Source organism: Rhizobium favelukesii (assembly GCF_000577275.2).
In the GTDB taxonomy this organism is placed as follows: Bacteria; Pseudomonadota; Alphaproteobacteria; order Rhizobiales; family Rhizobiaceae; genus Rhizobium; species Rhizobium favelukesii.
Map to the genome: position 1 here is coordinate 1,759,946 of NZ_HG916852.1, position 16,844 is coordinate 1,776,789.

Sequence of the window (16,844 nt, forward strand, 5' to 3'; positions counted from 1 at the left end):
GACGCCTGTTCCACACCGAACGGCGGATAGCATCGGTCGCGGTATCCGGCTCTATTCGGTCGTGGAGGTCTTGGAGAAGTTGAACGGGAGCAGGTCGCCGATGTCGGCATTCTCTTCGCGCTGTGGCAACTCGGTGAGTACGTGGCGCAGCCAGATCAGAGGGTCGACGCCACAGGCGCGGCATGTCAGCATCAGACTGTAAATCACAGCACTGGCCTTGGCTCCGTCAGCAGTGTCGCTGAACAGCCACGATTTTCTTCCGGTCGCAAAAACCCTGATGTCGCGTTCCAGGATGTTGTTATCGATCGGCATCCTGCCGTCGCTGGTGTAGCGCGTCAGATAATCCCATTGGTTCAGGGTGTAGGACACAGCATCGCCGAGCTTGGTATCCGGCACGACCTTCGGCGCGATGTTATCGAGCCACGTCTTGAGGGCGTTCAGGACAGGCAAACTGTGCTGTTGCCGGAAGCGGCGAATGCAGGCGGCCTGCGTTTCACCGGCGTCGGGCTTTATCTCTCGCGCCTGCCTCTCGATCCGGTAGAGCTGCTCGAAGAACCTGAGCGCTTGCTCCGGCGGGCCGCCGCCATTCTTTCTTGCCTTGAGGGCTTCGACGAAGCGCCGCCTGGAGTGAGCCATGCATCCGACATGGGTTGCGCCATGCAATGTGCGCCAGGCTGTGTAGCCATCGCTCACCAATATGCCGCGGTAGTCACCAAGGAAGGTCTGCGGGTGGATCTGGCCGCGCCCGGGCTGATAATCGAGCAGTACGATTGGCTGGTCACTGTCCTCGCCGCTGCGATAGGCCCACATGTACGATGTGCTGGTGGCCTCCTTGTCCTTTTCCTTGAGGACTTGAACCGTCGTCTCATCGCCATGAATGAGAGGCTGCGATCGCAACCGCAGTTTCAGCGCATCATAGATGCGGTGCAGATGCTTCTCGCTTGAGCCGATGACCCAGTGAGCGAGAGCGCCGCGGCTGATCGGAACACCAGCACGCTCGAATGTCTGAGCCACGCGGTAAAGCGGTGTGCCGTCGACGTATTTGTGGACGAGCGCGAAGGCTAACGTCGAGGCGGTAGCGATGCTGCCCGGCAGGGGCTGCGTCGGCATCGGTGCGATCACGACGGGTGTGTTGATCCCGGTGCGGTCGCAATGGCGGCAAGCGTACTTGAACCGCACATTCTGTAGGACCTTTGCCTTGACCTCGATATGGAGCTGCTCGGTAACAGCCTCGCCCATGCGATGCATCTGACCCTGGCAGCAGGGACAAGACTTCTGATCGTCGGGGAGGTCATATTCGACGCGCTCGCGTGGCAGGTCTTCTGGCAGAGGTCTGCGTCCACGCTTCTTTCCCGTTTGACCTTCTACCGCTGGCAGGCCGGTGTCCGGAAGCTCGACAACATCGCCTGCTTCGCTGCCATCCTCGACCGCAGCCTCTTCGGCCTCGTTGAAGAGACGATCAATGTGCTTTTCACTGCGGGGGGCAAAGCGATGGAGTTTTGCCAGTGCAAGCTCTTCTTCCAGCTTGACGACCCGCTGCGAGAGCGCTTCCTTCTCGGCTTTGAGCGCAGCGATTTCGGCAGCATTGGCTGCCAATTGCGCCATCAGTTCTGCAATGCTCGGTTCGCCGGTGCGAGTCATCAGATTCTTGAATCTGAACCGCCCAGCCGCGTCAACTGCTCAATTCGACATCCGTCAGCCGGCAATCTGATATTGCCGCACCGGATGGCGCACCATTGCGTCGATATCGATGCCATCGAGGATCCAGTGAAGCTGTTCTGTCGTCAGCATGACCACCGGCACCTCGCAACGGGGCCATCTGAACCTGTCCTCGGTCAACCGCTTCAGGACCATCACAAAACCGGAACGATCAAAAAACAGCAGCTTCATTCGGTCACGCCGGCGATTGCAGAAGGCAAAAACCGCAGGCGCAAACGGATCCAGCGCCATCGTCTCCTGGACCAGGACCGCCAGGCTGTTGATGCCCGCGCGGAAGTCGATCGGTTCGCGATGCAGGTAAACCTTGAGATCACCGCCCAGTCTGAACATGACCCAGCGCTCCTATGATTGCTTCCAGCACTTCCACACCGGCGCACTCGACGGTCAGGCTGACCCCGTTCGGCAGGAGTGCGCTCACCTTGGATGCGGGAAGGCACTGGCTCAATGGCTTGGTCTTCTTCAGATCGCCAGCAGAACCCGAGTGCATATCCGGAGCAATCTGAACCGGAACGAACGCCGAGGCCAAAGGCAATTGACGCTCCGCTCTGGACTTCTTCATCCACTTCCGGACGAGATTCGCATTGACGCCGTGCTCCAGCGCCAGCCGCGAGACCGAAACGCCGGGTTCTAAGCACGCCGCGACAAGCTGATCTCTCGACGCAGGGTCATATCGACGGCGGCCGTCGCGACCAACAAGCCGTACCTGCAGTTTAGGAGCATCTTCATCCATGATTTGGTGTCCACCTATTTTTTGGTGGACGCTTCATGCCTCACAGCACTCCGCTACAGAAGGCGCACAGAAATTAGCGCTTATGATTGAGAGGGACATGAATGAACATTCCCGCCCTTCATTTCCCATTGGAGCGCCTTTAGCGCCCCTACCCGTGGCCCCGTGCAGCGCCCACATCGGTCAGATAGAGAACTCCATGGAGCATCTTAACGACAGCCCACGAGGTTTCGTCCTTACAACGACCGGAGGGGTCCACGTACATGGCCGTGCCTTCGTAGTCGAGGAAGTCCTTGTCGTGGAAGATCGGGCGATGCCAGCCAGCGGTCACCCGCAAGGCCAACCAATCGGCAGCTTCTCGATGACCTGATCGGGACCGGAGCCCCGGACGATTTCACGAGGAGCCTTCTTCGGGTTCAGGCCCATCACGATCAGATCGCTGAGCTTGAGCGGGAACCTGTCTTTGTCCGACAGGCTGGTGTCCAGCATGAACTGGAGCGAGAAGCGATCGATCGGATCAACCTTGAGCCGCGCAGCGATCTTGTCATGGATTGCTTCATGGCTGGCCTTCGTCCACAGGCGGATGGTCTTGAGGGCGTCCCAGTCGTTCTCCCCGAGCAAGGTCCCGTAGTCCATCCAAGCGTTGTGCATGGGATGTCGCGGTCGCCGCATACGCGACCGGCAGGCCATGCAGGGTGCAGCCTTCCCGTATCAGACCTTCACGCTTGAGTTTGGTCAGGTAATCGTTTCGCCAGGTGAGGACCGCGCACGTCTGTCCTCGCGTAACTGCAGATGTCTGTTAAATTGCTCTGTCGATTACCAATTATGGGCAGTTTACCGCCATATATTGAAATGCTGCTGCATGTACTCGATGCACCGGCGATTGGCCTCAGCACGGTTCGCACCCTCGATGGTGGCGAGGTATAGTGAGGCGACATCGTGTGCAGCGGTCGTCCGTGGTTCTTCCAGCCCGGCAGGAAGCCAGATCGGGATACCTTTCAGCGCGAGCATGCCGGACAACCAAACATCGTCGACTGCCCATATGACATCAGGAATGTCATATGCGATATCATCGAAAAACTCGGGACGCACGACGGCACCACCGAGCCCCTGAAGTACGTCCACATAGCCGCCTTCCGCAACCAAGCTTGGCATCGGTTTCGGCCGATCCAAACGCAACACTATGGAAGCGAACTTATGTCGTATTCGGCGGACGCGGAGCGAAAGATCTATTTTCCGCCTACGCATTGCTTTCGGCACAAAGGCGGAAGGTCTCGCGATATTGGTTGGCACGTCCTTGCCGATCAAGGCTACGCACTCCGCCGGTCGCTCATCCTGTGCCGCGAACAACTGAGCGGCCCAATTAGGCGAGAACACCTTGTCGTCGTCACAAAATAGGATCTGCGCTTTTTTCCCACGCAGATCGCGCGCAGCAAACAGCACCTTAGACGCAGGCCCCATATCTTCTTCGGGCCGAACTATCGTGATCCCGGCGGGTACAGATGGAAGAGACCCGTCGTAGTCGGGAAATCGTCGATATCGTTTGGGAACGTAGAGCCGGATTTCATCCACTGCACCGTTCTGCTTTATGAGGCTGTTAAGCGTCGGCGCAAGCTTAGCGAAACGCGGAGGGATCGTGGAGAGCGAGATGATGCGCAATGTCGTGGGCTCGGCGGAACTATAAAGCATTGACGGGAGGTTGTGCGGCACTGTGCCATTCCGAGTTGAGTTAAGTCAACCAAGACCGAACCAATGAGCGTGAATGGGCGGCAGGCATGCAGCCCACTCCATCTACGACTGCGGCCATTCAGTCAAGAGCAGGCGGCTGTGTCATATCTGCGAGATGCTCGCTGCAGATTTTGCGAACCGGACTTTATTCAGCACGCAGCCTACCAAAACTCCCACGGATGCACCAAGGATTTTGACGAGCGCGTCGTGCAGGCGCGCGTGGCGCGTCGGGGATAAATATTGCAGGTACTCAATTGCCAATGCGCCGAGGAACAAGAGAATGGCGACCGCGAGCCAATGCCGCGGATAGGCGACCGCGAACATGAAGCCGACCAACGAATAGGCCAGCGCGCGGTCGAGATTGACCGAGGTCACGGTATGCGGCCGCAGCCCGATCGGCGACAGCGTGGCGAAAATAATGGCCGCGAGAAGCAGCCAGGCACCTGGCCTTGCAAATTTACTTGAGATCATCGGGGCGATGTAGCTCCGTCGCGAGCGAATTGATAGCGCACAATTGCGTTATCACACCAGCTTTGGAAGCTGGCGGATATGGGCTTTCTCGCTCCGCCCACTTGTGCGATAGCGAAGGTGAAACAGGAATGGACGAACGACCGTGACCAGACAGGATGTCGAGAGCGCCGAGGCGGCCATGCGCAGCCTCTTTCCAGCAACGCCACTGCAGCTGAACGAGCACCTGTCGGCGCGTTATGGCGCCGACATCTGGCTGAAGCGCGAAGATCTTTCGCCCGTGCGCTCCTACAAGATTCGCGGCGCCTTCAATTTCTTCCGCAAGGCGATCGCCGAGGGTGCCGGCGGCAAGACCTTCGTCTGTGCCTCGGCCGGCAATCATGCCCAGGGCTTTGCCTTTGTCTGCCGCTATTTCGGTGTGCCTGGTGTTGTCTTCATGCCGGTGACGACGCCGCAGCAGAAGATCGACAAGACTCGCATTTTCGGTGCGGAGTTCATCACCATCAAGCTGACGGGCGACTTCTTCGATCAATGTTACCAGGCCGCGCGCGATCACGTCGAGGCGATCGACGGTGTGATGGTGCCGCCTTTCGACCATGCGGATATCATCGAAGGCCAGGCGACGGTTGCTGCCGAAATCCTGCAGCAGCTGCCCGAGGGAACGGTACCTGATATGGTCGTCATGCCGGTGGGAGGCGGCGGCCTCGCGGCTGGCATCACCGGCTATCTCGATGGCGTTGTGCCGACGTCCGGGTTCATCTTCACGGAACCGGCCGGAGCGCCGAGCCTGAAGCGAAGCATCGAGGCAGGGCGCCTGGTGACGCTCACCAAGGTTGACAATTTCGTCGACGGCGCGGCCGTGGCGAGGATCGGGGAGCTGAACTTCGCCGCCTTGGAAACATTCCCGACCGAGCAGGTCATGCTGATGCCGGAAAACGCGATTTGCGTGACTATCGGCGAGATGCTGAACGTGGAGGGAGTCGTCCTTGAGCCGGCAGGGGCATTGTCGCTGACCGCGATCGCCGCGATGGATCCGGAAGTGCTGAGAGGCAAGACTGTCATAGCAGTCGTTTCTGGAGGCAACTTCGATTTCGAACGCCTTCCAGACGTCAAGGAGCGCGCCATGCGCTATGCCGGCTTGAAGAAGTACTTCATCCTGCGGATGCCGCAGCGACCGGGGGCTTTGCGCGACTTTCTGAACCTGCTTGGCCCGGACGACGATATCGCACGTTTCGAGTATCTGAAGAAGACGGCTCGCAATTTCGGCTCGGTGCTGATCGGCATCGAATCCAAGGCACCTGAAAATTTCGCGCAACTCGTCGCGAATTTCGAGAATGCTGCCATCGGCTTCGAGGACATCACCGAAAACGAGATCCTCGCAAACCTCATCATTTAACTTTTCCGGTACGAGTTGCCATGATAAAGGCGGAGTATGGCTTCGATCTTCTCCAGCATTTTTTCAATGTTTTCAGGCGTCGGCAAATCTGCTGACGCTCCGGCAGGCGTCTCCTCCGAGCCCCAGCTCTACGGCGACTGCACAATCTACGCCGAGCCGCAGAAGGAAGGTGGCCAATATCGTCTCGCCGGCCGGATCGAGAAGACTGTTGATGGCGAAGTCCTCGTACGCAACTTCATCCGCGCCGATATGTTCGGGTCTTCCGATGATGCGATCGAGTGCACGGTACGCAAGGCGCAGCAGATTATCGATCAGAACGGTCCGTCACTGTTCAGCGATGGCGCAAGAGTTCGTCAGGTCTGATCCGCTTCCGACGCGGTTTTTCGGCATCTGCCGGGGCAACGTTTCTGCTCACGCAATCTTAAAGGATTGCGAAGAATCTTGGTGTCCGAAGTCTTACAGAACAGCCACGTTCCCTGCGCCACACAAAACCGACCGTCATGTTCACCGCCGTTGGTTGTTGGCGTGGACGCAGCGCTCTGGTGTTTACGCGCTGGCTGATGACAGGGGCGCCTGATGCAAGCCATTAACCTGCTGCTCTTTGCCATTGAGGCGGTTGGCTATCTCACCCTGGTGTTTACGACCGCACCCGGATGGAGATGGACGCGCCGGTCATGGTTCGTGAGGCGCTGCGGCAAGGGCACTTCGCCACTGTGATTATCCTGGATGCGGACCATTTCAAGGACGACAACGACCGCTTCGGACGTCTGCAGGGGGATGAGGTGTTGAAGGCGATCACGCTTCGCCTCGGCACCATTCTGCGATCGGCCGATCGTGTTTTCCGCTTCGGCGGTGAAGAATTTGTCGCGGTCTGCCCGGCAACCGGCCATGCTGAGGGAATGCGTCTTGCCGAACGCTTGCGCTGGACGATCGCAAGCAGCGTCAAGACGCCGGACGGAAAGCCGGTTACCGTCAGCATCGGCGTGGCGACAGCCGATACCGACGGCGTGAGCTTCACAACCGTCCTTTCGGCTGCCGACGAGAGGCTCTATCAGGCAAAGAAAGGCGGCCGCCACTGCGTCGTTGGCAAGCCTGGGCTTGTGAAGACTGGCTAGCGATTAACCGGCGCGGAATATCTTGGCGCCGGAGGGCGCGCTTGTCGCGCCGCCGTCGACCACGATCTCGATCCCTGTGACGTTAGCCGAATCGCTTGAGGCGAAATAGAGCGCAGCCTTGGCAATTTCCTCCGCTTCGCTCATTCGTCCGAGCGGACTCATTCCGCCCAGCCGGGCTTCGAGCGCGGACATTGCATCGGCGGTGGACGCCATCGGTTGCCAGATCGGTGTTTTGGTGCCGCCGGGCGTGACCTGATTGACGCGGATGCCGCGCGGCGCAAGCTCGGACGCCATATTTCGGGTCATGGCGCGTACCGCACCCTTCGTGGCGGCATAGGCAGACCAGCCAGGCGCACCAAGCACCGCATGCACGGATCCGTTGAGGATGACAGAGCCGCCATCGTTGAGATGCGGCAGTGCCGACTGGACCGTAAAGAACACGGCGGTGAGGTTCGTGCTGATGATGGCGTTAAATTGCTCCAGCGACGTCCCTCCAAGTGGGGTAGCACCGCCAATGCCGGCATTGGCGAAGAGCACGTCAAATTTGCCGAACTTGGCAGCTGCTTCCGCGAATGCCCGTTCCGTGGCCGCTACATCGGTGACGTCGAGTTTCAGCGTGAGCACGTTGCTACCGAGAGCTTTTTCGGCGGCCGCGAGGGTCTCGGGATTCCGACCGGTAATGATCACCTTGGCCCCTTCATCGAGGAAGATCTTGGCGGTCGCAAGACCGATGCCGCTGTTTCCGCCCGTAATCAGGGCGACCTTGTTCTGCAGACGCATTGCATGACTCCTCTTGGAAATTTGCTCGATCTGGATTACGATCGACATCCATAAGGATTATGAGTATAATCTTTATGAGTCAACCGATCCCCGGAGAGAATTTTCATGGGCCACTCACAGCAGGATAAGCGCAAGACGCACGAGAGGATTGTCGAAATCGCCTCGAAGCGTTTACGCGAGAAGGGGCTGGAAGGCGTAGGCGTCGCGGATCTGATGAAGGAGGCGGGGCTGACGGTCGGCGGCTTCTACAAGCATTTCGCCTCGCGTGACGAACTGGTGGTCGAGGCGATGCAAGCAGCTTTTGGCGCCTGGACCACGAAGGTACGGTCGGAAGGGCGGGCTCCGGAGGATATTCCGTTGCAGGAGTATGCGGCGACCTACCTGAGCGGGGAACACCGGGACGATACCGCTGGGGGATGCCCGTTCGCAGCCCTCACGGCTGATATAGCGCGCGCCGGCGAGAGGTGCCGGTCGCTCGCGACCGATCAGATGAAGATGAACTTACACATCATGCAGGCGCGCATCAACACGACCGATGAAACACAGGCACGCCGCAAGGCGATAATCACGTCCTGTCTCATGACCGGCGCACTTGGTCTCGCACGGATCGCGAAGGATGAAAGCCTCGCCAGCGAGATACTCGATACCGTGAAGGCTTTCGTGAACGAGGTCGGCACAAAATGAAAACGGCCGGTGAGGACCGGCCGTTCCAATATCGGTCTGAACACCGATTAGGCGGCGAGGGCGATTTCCTCGGCGCGAGCCTTGGCAGCGCCAATTGCCTTCTCGGCAGCTTCTGGGCCAAAGGCGAGGCCTTCGACGTAAATCGTTTCGATGTCGGTGATGCCGAGGAAGCCGAGGACCGACTTCAGATACGGAACGGCATGGTTCATGCCGGCTGCTGGGCCCTGCGAGTACACGCCGCCGGAGGCGAGAACGACGTAGACCTTCTTGCCGGTGGCAAGGCCGACCGGGCCGCTTTCGGTATACTTGAAGGTGAGGCCGGCGCGGGCGACGTTGTCGATCCAGGTCTTCAGCGACGAATAGATGTTGAAGTTGATGAGACCGGTGCCGATGACGATCGTATCGGCGGCAAGCAGTTCAGCGGCGAGCTCGTCGGACGTCTTCACAGCCGCGGCTTCGTCAGCGGTGCGGGCATCAGCTGGCTTGCGGATCGCGGCGGTGAAGAGATCGTCGATGTGCGGAAGCGGGTTGGCAGAGAGGTCGCGGCGAACGACAACGCTGCCCGGCTGCTGAGTCTTGATCTTTTCAACGAGGTCAGCCGCGATCGTGGTGGAAAGCGAGTCTACGCGCGGGCTGGAAGTCAGAAGCAGGATGGACGACATGATTGAATTTCCTCTAGAATTGGGTTCCGCGGCTCGTCTTGGGAGCCTCGAGCCGCTTGTTCGGGAAGAAAATAGGACTGGCCGGCTATCGAAAAAACTGTGATAATGTCGATCAAAATCATCGATAGATTGGATGGCAAATGCTTCCGAACCCGACATTGGACCAGCTGCAAGTATTTCTCACTGTTGCGGAGACGGGCAGCTTTTCGGCAGCTTCCCGCACGCTCAACCGCGCTCAGTCGGTCATCAGCTACACGATCGCCAACCTCGAGGCTCAACTGGAAGTGCCGCTCTTCGAGCGTTCCGGCGCGAGGCAGCCGAAGCTGACGGAGGCGGGCAAGGCGCTTCTTGAGGATGCGCGGCGGCTTGTCTCCGATCTCGAGGTGATGCGCGCCCGCGTAAAGGGGCTGAAGGAAGGACTGGAGGCCGAGGTCTCCGCGGCGATCAGCGTCATGGTGCCGTCGCATGCGGTCGTCGACGTGCTACGCGGGTTCCGTGACAAATTCCCGTCCGTGGCGCTCAGTTTGACGGTAGGGGAACTCGGTGTGGTGATGGATCTCGTTTTGAGCGGCAAGGCAACGATAGGCATCGGCGGCGCTCTGCTGAAGCAACACGATGCGCTTGTTGCAGAACAAATCGGACACTCCTTCATGATGCCCGTTGCCGCGCATGATCATCCGCTGGCGAAGATCGGCAGACCGCTGACCCTGGCGGATGTCCGTGAGGAGACGCAGTTGGTGGTGACGGACGCGTCGGGTTTGACAAAAGGCCGGGATTTCAATGTACTTTCCTACAAGACATGGCGGGTCAGTGACATTGCGACGAAACACTCCCTCATTCGCGGTGGGCTTGGTTGGGGCGGCTTGCCCGCCTCGCTTATTCGCAACGATCTGAGAAGCGGCGCTTTGGTCCATCTCGACTTGCCGGCCTTCGAGCAGGGAGAATATCCGATCTACGCCATGAGACGGATCGCCAGCCCGCCAGGTCCGGCGGCAAGCTGGATGATCGATGCGTTTCGGGTGAGGCTCGAGCAATGCCCTAGGCACGCCGATTTTACGGCTCAACTGGCCGAGCTGGCGCCGCCCGATTTTCCGATTGCGGCCGAGTAAGAGGACGCGGGTACCTCGCGCCTCCCATTCCGCTCTGAGCGGACAACCTTCTGAAAGCTCACATCTACAGTATCAACCTGAACTTCGAGAAGCCTTCGGCGCCGTCGCCTGCTTCCTCGATCTTGACGCTTTCCACGTTAGCCAGGAACTGTTTTGCCTTCGGGCTGCTCTGGAAGACTGCCGTTGTTCCCGAGAGTGGCTTGAAGGTCCAGTTGCCGTCGGCCGACGGATTGATCGTGCCCTCTTCGTGGACGAAGCGGACGATGACGTCGCGGTTCGTGTCCGGCGCCTGGAAGATGACCTTGTCGGCGGCAATTTCCGGAAACTTTCCACCGCCGCCGGCGCGGTAATTGTTGGTGACGACCACGAATTTCCGCTTGAGGTCAATAGGTTTGCCATCAAACTGCAGGTTCTGAATGCGGTTTGCGTCGGCATTGATCAGCTTGCCGTCATCATCGAACCTGCGCGGCTGCGACAGGTCGATCTGGTAGGTCACGCCGTCGATCACATCGAAGTTGTAGGATGGGAACGCGTTGTTCAGCAGGTCTGCATCCTTCGATCCGGGTTTGACCTCATTGAACATCGCCGCTGACATCTCCAGCCAGTTCTTCACCTGCTCGCCGCTGATGGCGACCGCCTGAACCGTGTTGGGGTACAGGTAGAGGTCTGCCACGTTCTTGATCGCGATGGCGCCGGCCGGCACATCCGTATAGTAGTCCGCGCCGCCGCGTCCCCCGGCCTTGAAGGGTGCGGCTGCCGAAAGCACCGGCAGGTCCTTGTATTCGGTGTCGGCCAGCATTTGCTTGATATACCAGGTCTGGGCCTGGCTGACGATCTGAACGGACGGGTCGTCGGCAACCAGCGCGAAATAGGAGTAGAGCGGCGCCGAGGTCTTGCCGACGGGGGTACGCACATAAGCGAGCGTCGCCTGGTGCTCGGCCTTCGCAGCCTCAATGACGTCCTTCTGATCGGCCACATCGGCGATAATCTTCTTTTTGTCATCGCGGTGGTAGATCGGCCGCGCTTCCGATGTGAAGTCGACGATCCGCCAGCCTTTGCCATCCTTTTCCAGCAGGAGATCAATCAGGCCAAGATGCGAGCCCCAGAAGCCGGCCATCACCGCGGGTTTGCCGTGCAACGCACCTTTCACTGGATCGGCATTCTGAATGCCGTCCCAAGTCTTCGGACCGGGAAAGACGAGGTGCTGATGCCCGGTGAAGATCGCGTCGATCCCATCGACCGCGGCAAGATGCAGGGATGCATTCTCCATCTTCTCGGATGGGGCCGCACCGTCGATGCCGGAGTGCGAGAGCGCGATGACGATATCCGCGCCTTCCTGCTTCATGACCGGCACCCAGGCTTTGGCAGCTTCAACGATGTCGCGCGTCTGCGCCTTGCCTTCGAGGTTCTTGATGTCCCACAGCATGATCTGCGGCGGTACGAAGCCGATGAAGCCGATCTTGACGGGGCTCTCGTTGCCGGCGCCGTCCTTGATGGCTTTCTCGACGATGACGTACGGCTTGAGGAACAGCTCGTCCTTTGTCGGGTCGGACGCAAGTTGGCCCTTCGTCAGGTTGGCGCAGACGAACGGGAAGTTTGCTCCGCCCAGCACCTTGAACATGAAGTCGAGACCGTAGTTGAATTCATGGTTGCCGAGTGTGCCGACGGTGTACCCCAGCGTGTTCATTGCCTTGATGACGGGATGCACATCGCCGTCCTTCATGCCGAGCTGATAGGCCATGTAGTCACCCATGGGATTGCCCTGCAAGACGTCGCCGTTATCGATCAGCAGAGAATTGGCAGCTTCCGCCCGGATGTTGTCGATGATCGTCGCGGTGCGCGCCAGGCCCATCGTGTCGTTCGGTTTGTCGGCATAGTAGTCGTAGGGGAAGACGTTGACGTGAATATCCGTCGTTTCCATCAGGCGCAGATGAGCCTGATTGGCGCCCGCGCGCGCACTAAAGGGATGAAGCAGGATGAGTGCAGACGTGGCAGCAATGCCACCAAGCAATGAGCGGCGGGTCATTGGCGGCAGATCGAGAATGGAAGACATGAAAACTCCTTCGAAAATCACGCGTCGCCCGGCCCGCAGGCGAGACTAGGGTGATTTGCGAAGGAGTAAACCCTGAAAATGACAGGGCAATTATCGCGTCAGGACCGGTTTCACTTCCTTGTGGAAGAACCGGAAATACGACGACACCTGCGCGCGGGCATTGGAGTTCGGATCGAACTGAATTCCAAGGCGGCCATTGTGGGTCCAGCGGATGATGCCATGAAGGGTGCCGAGATCATCGGCAAGGATCTGCACACGGCTGCCAGATGCCGCATGAATCGGCGCCCGGATTTCGACGGCCATGCCGGTAACCGACATGTCAAGGATGCGCACATCCACTTCCTTGGTGAGATAGCGGACCTTACCGAATATGCGGCAATGTTTGCGCTCGGCCTTGCGAGTGATGATATTCAGATTGTTCTGCATGTTACGCTCCACCAGAAACATGTGGATGAAATCTACTGGGTGAACATTGAGAATGCTTTAATAGCTCGATCTAAAATTACGGAGATGTCGGTTGTGGATGGGATCTGCGTGCAACGACGTGTTCCCGCCATACGGTGAAAATTCCTGCCGCAACGACAATGACAGAGCCGATGATCATACTGAGGCTCAGCCTCTCGTTGTAGATCACGACGCCGATTATCGATGCATAGACAAGCTGCAGATATGTCAGCGGCTGCACGGCGGCGGCATCCAGCATGTCGTACGCACGGATGAGAAAATAATGGCTCGATATGCTGGTCATGCAGACAAGCGCCATCCATCCCCAATCCCACCCCGACATCCATGTCCAATAGAAAGGGCCGACCAGCGTCATGCCGATGCCGCCGACGACGCCCGTGTAGAAAAAACTCGTCATGGCCGAGTCGTCCCGGCTGACAAGCCGCGTCGCGATGACATAGAAGGCAAACAGGAAGCACGAGAAGACGGCAAGCAGCAGCTTGAAGTCGAAGAATCCGCCATCCGGCTTCAGAATCAACAAGACCCCGACCAGACCCGCGGCGATCGCCGTCCAGCGACGCCAGCCGACCCGTTCGCCAAGGATAGGCATTGAAAGCAGCGCAATGAGAATCGGTGTTGCCGAGAAGATCGCTTGCGAGTGGGCAAGACCGATCAGGGCAAAGCAGTTGATGACGACAACCACCTGCGCGGCCAGCAAAAGGCCCCTGATCGCCTGTAGGAACGGCCTCTTTGTCCTGGCCGTCTGTTTCAGGCCACCCCTCATCTTGCAGGCCAGCGCAACGGTGAAGGCGGCAAACGCCCAGTAGCGGATCATGGTGACGAAGACGGGCGGGTAGGCGGATGCCAGATGCTTCGAGATGCCGTCCTGCAGCGAAAAGATGGTGATCGCCAACAGGACGAAAATATAGCCTTGGGTCTTGGATTTCATGCGTGTGTCTTACAGCGGGGGATCAGGCAGGGGATAGCGAGGCGGCAGCTCCGCGCCGGGGACTGTCTGCCGGTTTTGGGGCTCTGTCAAAGCCCGACATTTGGCCTATCGATGACTTCTCGGAGCGCAAAGCTGGAATTGATCTTCACGACGTGCGGAAGCGCCGAGAGCCAGTCGCGATGGATGCGCTCGTAGTCCTCCAGGTCACGGGCGGCGACACGGAGAATGTAGTCATATTCGCCGGACATCAGATAGCACACGAGGACGTTCGGACAGCGCTTAACGGCAGCCTCGAATTCGGAGAGCGTCTTCGCAAACTGGCCCGACAGAGAAATGTGCACCACCGCGATCATCCTGTAGTCGAGCGCCTTGTGCGAGACGTGGGCGTGATAGCCGCTGATGACGCCGCTCTTCTCCAATATGTCGAGCCGCCGCGAACAGGCCGATGCCGACAATCCGACCTTGGCGGCAAGATCGGCATTGGTGATGCGGGCATTGGACTGAAGCGTCTTCAGAATCGCAAGATCGATGGCGTCAAGTTCGGACATTCGAAGAACTTTCGATTATTTGCTCGAATTCGCAATGATCTTCGAAAATCAGCATCAGAGCAAACCTTCTTTGCAAGGACATTTCGCGGCTGTGGTGGTTGGATTTCCCCGTCAAAGACATTCCGCCAAGCGGACATAAAAGAGAGGAACGCCAATGCGTGTCGGTTGCCCGAAGGAAATCAAGAATCATGAATATCGTGTCGGCCTGACACCTGCGTCCGTTCGTGAGTACGTTGCCCATGGCCATGAGGTCCGGGTCGAAACCAAGGCAGGCGCCGGCATTGGCGCCGATGATGCCGCCTATGTGGCCGCTGGCGCAAAGATTGCCGCCTCGGCCAAGGAGATCTTCGAGAAGTGCGACATGATCGTAAAGGTCAAGGAGCCGCAGCCCTCCGAGTGGGCGCAGCTTCGCGATGGCCAGATTCTCTATACCTATCTTCACCTCGCGCCCGATCCGGAACAGACCAAGGGCCTGCTTGCCTCCGGCGTCACCGCTGTTGCCTATGAGACTGTGACGGATGATCGCGGCGGCCTGCCGCTCCTTGCTCCGATGTCCGAGGTCGCCGGACGTCTGTCGATCCAGGCGGGGGCGACCGCATTGCAGAAGGCCAATGGCGGCCTTGGCATCTTGCTCGGAGGCGTGCCTGGCGTGTTGCCGGCCAAGGTCACGGTGATCGGCGGCGGTGTGGTCGGCTTGCACGCGGCCAGGATGGCGGCAGGCCTCGGTGCCGACGTCAGCATCCTCGACAAGTCTCTACCGCGCCTGCGCCAGCTCGATGATATCTTCGGCGGTCGTGTCCATACGCGCTATTCCAGCATTCAGGCCTTGGAAGAGGAGGTATTCTCGGCCGACCTCGTCATCGGCGCTGTGCTCATTCCGGGCGCTGCCGCACCGAAGCTTGTCACCCGTGAAATGCTGTCGGGCATGAAGCGAGGCTCTGTCATCGTCGACGTCGCCATCGACCAAGGTGGCTGCTTTGAGACGTCGCATGCAACGACGCATTCCGAGCCGACCTACGTTGTCGATGACGTGGTGCATTATTGCGTTGCCAACATGCCTGGCGCTGTGCCGGTCACTTCGGCGCATGCCCTGAACAATGCGACGCTCGTTTATGGCCTGGCGCTTGCAGACCGCGGACTGCGCGCGATCGCGGAAGATCGCCACCTGAGGAACGGCCTCAACGTCCATAAGGGCCGCGTCACCAACAAGCCGGTGGCCGAAGCGCTGGGCTATGAATCCTACACTCCGGAAAGCGTACTGAACGTTGCGTAAATTGCTTCACGTTAGGTGATGCAGGCCGGCCGCAGTCTCCTGCGACCGGCGTTCTTGTCATCTGTCGATACGGCACTGATAGCAATTGTTGCGCGCCGAGCGCACATGCACGTAGGCAATCTCCGGCCGCTCGAGGAGTTCGGCGGCATAGGAGCGGATATGGGGTGTCGGCGTCACCGCGCCGGTGCCGTAGACGATGCGGTTTTCGGCATTGTAGCCGCGCACGATGAAATCCGGGCTGGTCAGGACCGGCGGTACGACTTCTTCGGCGGCGTAGCGCTCGCAGCGTTCCTTGTGGAGGAAGACAGGACCGGTTTCGGCATAGGGCTGAAGCTCGGGAAACGACCTATAGGCGAAGACCAGCAGTTCCTCGCCCGCATCGATATTCTTCAGGCAATGGCGGCAGGGATGGCCTGGGCCGTCAGAGACCATCGTCTCGGGCAAGAAACCGTAGGCATCTGTACCGCCGTTCCAGAGATTTTCGGCGTCGGCAGTGGGCATGGCGGAAAAGCGGATGTCGGTCATGGCAGATCTCCTAGCTGATGGCCATGAGATGCGCCTTTGCCGGCACACATACCACCCGATTCCTGCAGGTGCTCTTCGGACTGGTTTGCCTCTGCCGGCTCACCAGTCCCTTTTACTCAACTCCAGAAGTTCCTTGTCGCTGAGAGGCCGGACGATGCCCGAGCCGGTGGAGACCGGGGAAAAACCGAACATCTGGTAGAGCTGCAAGGCGCGCGGGTGATCGAGGTTGTTGGTCGTGGTCGTCACCCGCTTCGGATTGAGCGTCCAGATTGCATAGAGCGCCTGCAGCAGGAACCACTTTCCGATCCCCAGCCCAAGCGCATGCTCGAACAGTCCGAAGTGGCAGAGCTCGATCGTGTCCTCATCCTCGATGAAATATTCATAGAAACCGGCGGGTGCGCCGTTCACGTAGAGCACGCTGATACTGTTGCGCTTGTCGTGCAGCGCCCTGGCCAGATCCTCGTCAACCATCCGCAAACGGTCCACCCACTGCCATCTGGCCCCGACTTGGCGGTAGAGATAGCGGTAGAACGGCAACGGAATGTCGGGAGCCCGCATGATCGCCGTCTGGATGTTGATCGGCACCGGCAGGCTTGCCTTCGGCGGTGACGTCATTTCCAGGCGCGTAATATGGGCTTTCATGGACGAGGGGGCCTTCACCATC

The 16,844-nt window shown here is 59.1% G+C and carries 20 protein-coding genes and 1 pseudogene; 6 read left to right on the plus strand and 15 right to left on the minus strand.

Annotated features, from left to right (window positions below):
* Nucleotides 1-51: 51 nt before the first annotated feature.
* The 7 genes from tnpC to LPU83_RS47260 all read right to left on the minus strand — a co-directional run bounded on the left by tnpC (nt 52) and on the right by LPU83_RS47260 (nt 4,645).
* Entirely contained in the window at nt 52-1,641 is a 1,590-nt protein-coding gene (gene tnpC, locus LPU83_RS47235; RefSeq protein WP_037069545.1) for an IS66 family transposase, read from the minus strand.
* 54 nt (nt 1,642-1,695) lie between these two features.
* Nucleotides 1,696-2,049, minus strand: coding sequence for an IS66 family insertion sequence element accessory protein TnpB (gene tnpB, locus LPU83_RS47240; protein ID WP_037069548.1), 354 nt, complete (start codon nt 2,047-2,049; stop codon nt 1,696-1,698).
* A complete protein-coding gene (tnpA, locus tag LPU83_RS47245; protein ID WP_037069550.1) occupies nt 2,030-2,449 on the minus strand; it encodes an IS66-like element accessory protein TnpA in 420 nt (139 codons plus the stop codon). Before tnpA ends, tnpB begins: the two co-directional genes overlap by 20 nt.
* Nucleotides 2,450-2,597: 148 nt before the next feature.
* Entirely contained in the window at nt 2,598-2,711 is a 114-nt protein-coding gene (locus LPU83_RS75785) for a hypothetical protein (protein ID WP_375679385.1), read from the minus strand.
* 62 nt (nt 2,712-2,773) lie between these two features.
* The gene (locus LPU83_RS47250) at nt 2,774-3,097 is read right to left on the minus strand and encodes a hypothetical protein (protein WP_024318101.1); all 324 of its coding nucleotides are present in this window, start codon (nt 3,095-3,097) and stop codon (nt 2,774-2,776) included.
* 183 nt (nt 3,098-3,280) lie between these two features.
* Nucleotides 3,281-4,156 carry a glycosyltransferase family A protein gene (locus tag LPU83_RS47255; protein ID WP_231052173.1) on the minus strand — a complete coding sequence of 292 codons (876 nt, stop codon included), beginning with the start codon at nt 4,154-4,156 and terminating at the stop codon, nt 3,281-3,283.
* 120 nt (nt 4,157-4,276) lie between these two features.
* Complete coding sequence (locus LPU83_RS47260) at nt 4,277-4,645, minus strand: VanZ family protein (RefSeq protein ID WP_024318099.1); 369 nt, start codon at nt 4,643-4,645, stop codon at nt 4,277-4,279.
* A 142-nt stretch (nt 4,646-4,787) separates the two neighbouring features.
* Between LPU83_RS47260 and ilvA the strand changes: the two genes are divergently transcribed.
* The 3 genes and pseudogenes from ilvA to LPU83_RS47275 all read left to right on the plus strand — a co-directional run.
* Nucleotides 4,788-6,038: a threonine ammonia-lyase gene (ilvA, locus tag LPU83_RS47265; protein ID WP_024318098.1), complete on the plus strand. Its 1,251-nt coding sequence runs from the start codon at nt 4,788-4,790 to the stop codon at nt 6,036-6,038.
* A gap of 36 nt (nt 6,039-6,074) precedes the next feature.
* The gene (locus LPU83_RS47270; protein WP_024318097.1) at nt 6,075-6,401 is read left to right on the plus strand and encodes an HlyU family transcriptional regulator; all 327 of its coding nucleotides are present in this window, start codon (nt 6,075-6,077) and stop codon (nt 6,399-6,401) included.
* 269 nt (nt 6,402-6,670) lie between these two features.
* A pseudogene (locus LPU83_RS47275) lies at nt 6,671-7,153 on the plus strand (GGDEF domain-containing protein); the annotation flags it as partial.
* 3 nt (nt 7,154-7,156) lie between these two features.
* Here LPU83_RS47275 and LPU83_RS47280 read toward each other — a convergent pair.
* Nucleotides 7,157-7,933 (minus strand): SDR family NAD(P)-dependent oxidoreductase, encoded by a 777-nt coding sequence (locus tag LPU83_RS47280; protein WP_024318095.1) that lies wholly within the window; start codon nt 7,931-7,933, stop codon nt 7,157-7,159.
* Between the two features lie 105 nt (nt 7,934-8,038).
* On the opposite strand from LPU83_RS47280, the gene LPU83_RS47285 reads away from it, so the two are divergent.
* Nucleotides 8,039-8,617 (plus strand): TetR/AcrR family transcriptional regulator, encoded by a 579-nt coding sequence (locus LPU83_RS47285; RefSeq protein WP_037069554.1) that lies wholly within the window; start codon nt 8,039-8,041, stop codon nt 8,615-8,617.
* A gap of 47 nt (nt 8,618-8,664) precedes the next feature.
* Here the strand turns inward: LPU83_RS47285 and LPU83_RS47290 are convergent, their stop codons facing one another.
* A complete protein-coding gene (locus LPU83_RS47290) occupies nt 8,665-9,279 on the minus strand; it encodes an FMN-dependent NADH-azoreductase (RefSeq protein WP_024318093.1) in 615 nt (204 codons plus the stop codon).
* Between the two features lie 140 nt (nt 9,280-9,419).
* On the opposite strand from LPU83_RS47290, the gene LPU83_RS47295 reads away from it, so the two are divergent.
* Nucleotides 9,420-10,388, plus strand: a complete 969-nt coding sequence (locus tag LPU83_RS47295) for a LysR family transcriptional regulator (RefSeq protein WP_024318092.1) — start codon at nt 9,420-9,422, stop codon at nt 10,386-10,388.
* 64 nt (nt 10,389-10,452) lie between these two features.
* Here the strand turns inward: LPU83_RS47295 and LPU83_RS47300 are convergent, their stop codons facing one another.
* From LPU83_RS47300 to LPU83_RS47315, 4 genes are all read right to left on the minus strand, one after another.
* On the minus strand, nt 10,453-12,441 hold the full coding sequence (locus tag LPU83_RS47300; RefSeq protein WP_024318091.1) for a bifunctional 2',3'-cyclic-nucleotide 2'-phosphodiesterase/3'-nucleotidase: 1,989 nt from the start codon (nt 12,439-12,441) through the stop codon (nt 10,453-10,455).
* Nucleotides 12,442-12,531: 90 nt separating this feature from the next.
* Entirely contained in the window at nt 12,532-12,867 is a 336-nt protein-coding gene (locus LPU83_RS47305) for a PilZ domain-containing protein (RefSeq protein WP_024318090.1), read from the minus strand.
* A gap of 76 nt (nt 12,868-12,943) precedes the next feature.
* The gene (locus LPU83_RS47310; RefSeq protein ID WP_024318089.1) at nt 12,944-13,834 is read right to left on the minus strand and encodes a DMT family transporter; all 891 of its coding nucleotides are present in this window, start codon (nt 13,832-13,834) and stop codon (nt 12,944-12,946) included.
* 86 nt (nt 13,835-13,920) lie between these two features.
* Nucleotides 13,921-14,382: an Lrp/AsnC family transcriptional regulator gene (locus LPU83_RS47315; RefSeq protein ID WP_024318088.1), complete on the minus strand. Its 462-nt coding sequence runs from the start codon at nt 14,380-14,382 to the stop codon at nt 13,921-13,923.
* 154 nt (nt 14,383-14,536) lie between these two features.
* Here LPU83_RS47315 and ald point away from each other — a divergent pair, with 154 nt between their 5' ends.
* Nucleotides 14,537-15,655: an alanine dehydrogenase gene (gene ald / locus LPU83_RS47320; protein ID WP_024318087.1), complete on the plus strand. Its 1,119-nt coding sequence runs from the start codon at nt 14,537-14,539 to the stop codon at nt 15,653-15,655.
* A 57-nt stretch (nt 15,656-15,712) separates the two neighbouring features.
* Here ald and LPU83_RS47325 read toward each other — a convergent pair whose 3' ends face one another.
* Nucleotides 15,713-16,180 carry a DUF1203 domain-containing protein gene (locus tag LPU83_RS47325; protein WP_024318086.1) on the minus strand — a complete coding sequence of 156 codons (468 nt, stop codon included), beginning with the start codon at nt 16,178-16,180 and terminating at the stop codon, nt 15,713-15,715.
* Between the two features lie 99 nt (nt 16,181-16,279).
* A complete protein-coding gene (locus LPU83_RS47330; protein ID WP_024318085.1) occupies nt 16,280-16,843 on the minus strand; it encodes a GNAT family N-acetyltransferase in 564 nt (187 codons plus the stop codon).
* Nucleotide 16,844: the final 1 nt, after the last annotated feature.

Bases quoted from the DNA above. Each gene is read 5' to 3' on its own strand.
- LPU83_RS47325 (WP_024318086.1), bottom strand. From the start codon at position 16,180: ATGACCGACATCCGCTTTTCCGCCATGCCCACTGCCGACGCCGAAAAT.
- tnpA (WP_037069550.1), bottom strand. From the start codon at position 2,449: ATGGATGAAGATGCTCCTAAACTGCAGGTACGGCTTGTTGGTCGCGAC.
- ald (WP_024318087.1), top strand. From the start codon at position 14,537: ATGCGTGTCGGTTGCCCGAAGGAAATCAAGAATCATGAATATCGTGTC.
- tnpB (WP_037069548.1), bottom strand. From the start codon at position 2,049: ATGTTCAGACTGGGCGGTGATCTCAAGGTTTACCTGCATCGCGAACCG.
- LPU83_RS47330 (WP_024318085.1), bottom strand. From the start codon at position 16,843: ATGGTGAAGGCCCCCTCGTCCATGAAAGCCCATATTACGCGCCTGGAA.
- LPU83_RS47290 (WP_024318093.1), bottom strand. From the start codon at position 9,279: ATGTCGTCCATCCTGCTTCTGACTTCCAGCCCGCGCGTAGACTCGCTT.
- LPU83_RS47300 (WP_024318091.1), bottom strand. From the start codon at position 12,441: ATGTCTTCCATTCTCGATCTGCCGCCAATGACCCGCCGCTCATTGCTT.
- LPU83_RS47315 (WP_024318088.1), bottom strand. From the start codon at position 14,382: ATGTCCGAACTTGACGCCATCGATCTTGCGATTCTGAAGACGCTTCAG.
- LPU83_RS47310 (WP_024318089.1), bottom strand. From the start codon at position 13,834: ATGAAATCCAAGACCCAAGGCTATATTTTCGTCCTGTTGGCGATCACC.
- LPU83_RS47305 (WP_024318090.1), bottom strand. From the start codon at position 12,867: ATGCAGAACAATCTGAATATCATCACTCGCAAGGCCGAGCGCAAACAT.
- LPU83_RS47250 (WP_024318101.1), bottom strand. From the start codon at position 3,097: ATGCACAACGCTTGGATGGACTACGGGACCTTGCTCGGGGAGAACGAC.
- LPU83_RS47295 (WP_024318092.1), top strand. From the start codon at position 9,420: ATGCTTCCGAACCCGACATTGGACCAGCTGCAAGTATTTCTCACTGTT.
- LPU83_RS75785 (WP_375679385.1), bottom strand. From the start codon at position 2,711: ATGTACGTGGACCCCTCCGGTCGTTGTAAGGACGAAACCTCGTGGGCT.
- tnpC (WP_037069545.1), bottom strand. From the start codon at position 1,641: ATGACTCGCACCGGCGAACCGAGCATTGCAGAACTGATGGCGCAATTG.
- LPU83_RS47285 (WP_037069554.1), top strand. From the start codon at position 8,039: ATGGGCCACTCACAGCAGGATAAGCGCAAGACGCACGAGAGGATTGTC.
- LPU83_RS47260 (WP_024318099.1), bottom strand. From the start codon at position 4,645: ATGATCTCAAGTAAATTTGCAAGGCCAGGTGCCTGGCTGCTTCTCGCG.
- LPU83_RS47280 (WP_024318095.1), bottom strand. From the start codon at position 7,933: ATGCGTCTGCAGAACAAGGTCGCCCTGATTACGGGCGGAAACAGCGGC.
- LPU83_RS47270 (WP_024318097.1), top strand. From the start codon at position 6,075: ATGGCTTCGATCTTCTCCAGCATTTTTTCAATGTTTTCAGGCGTCGGC.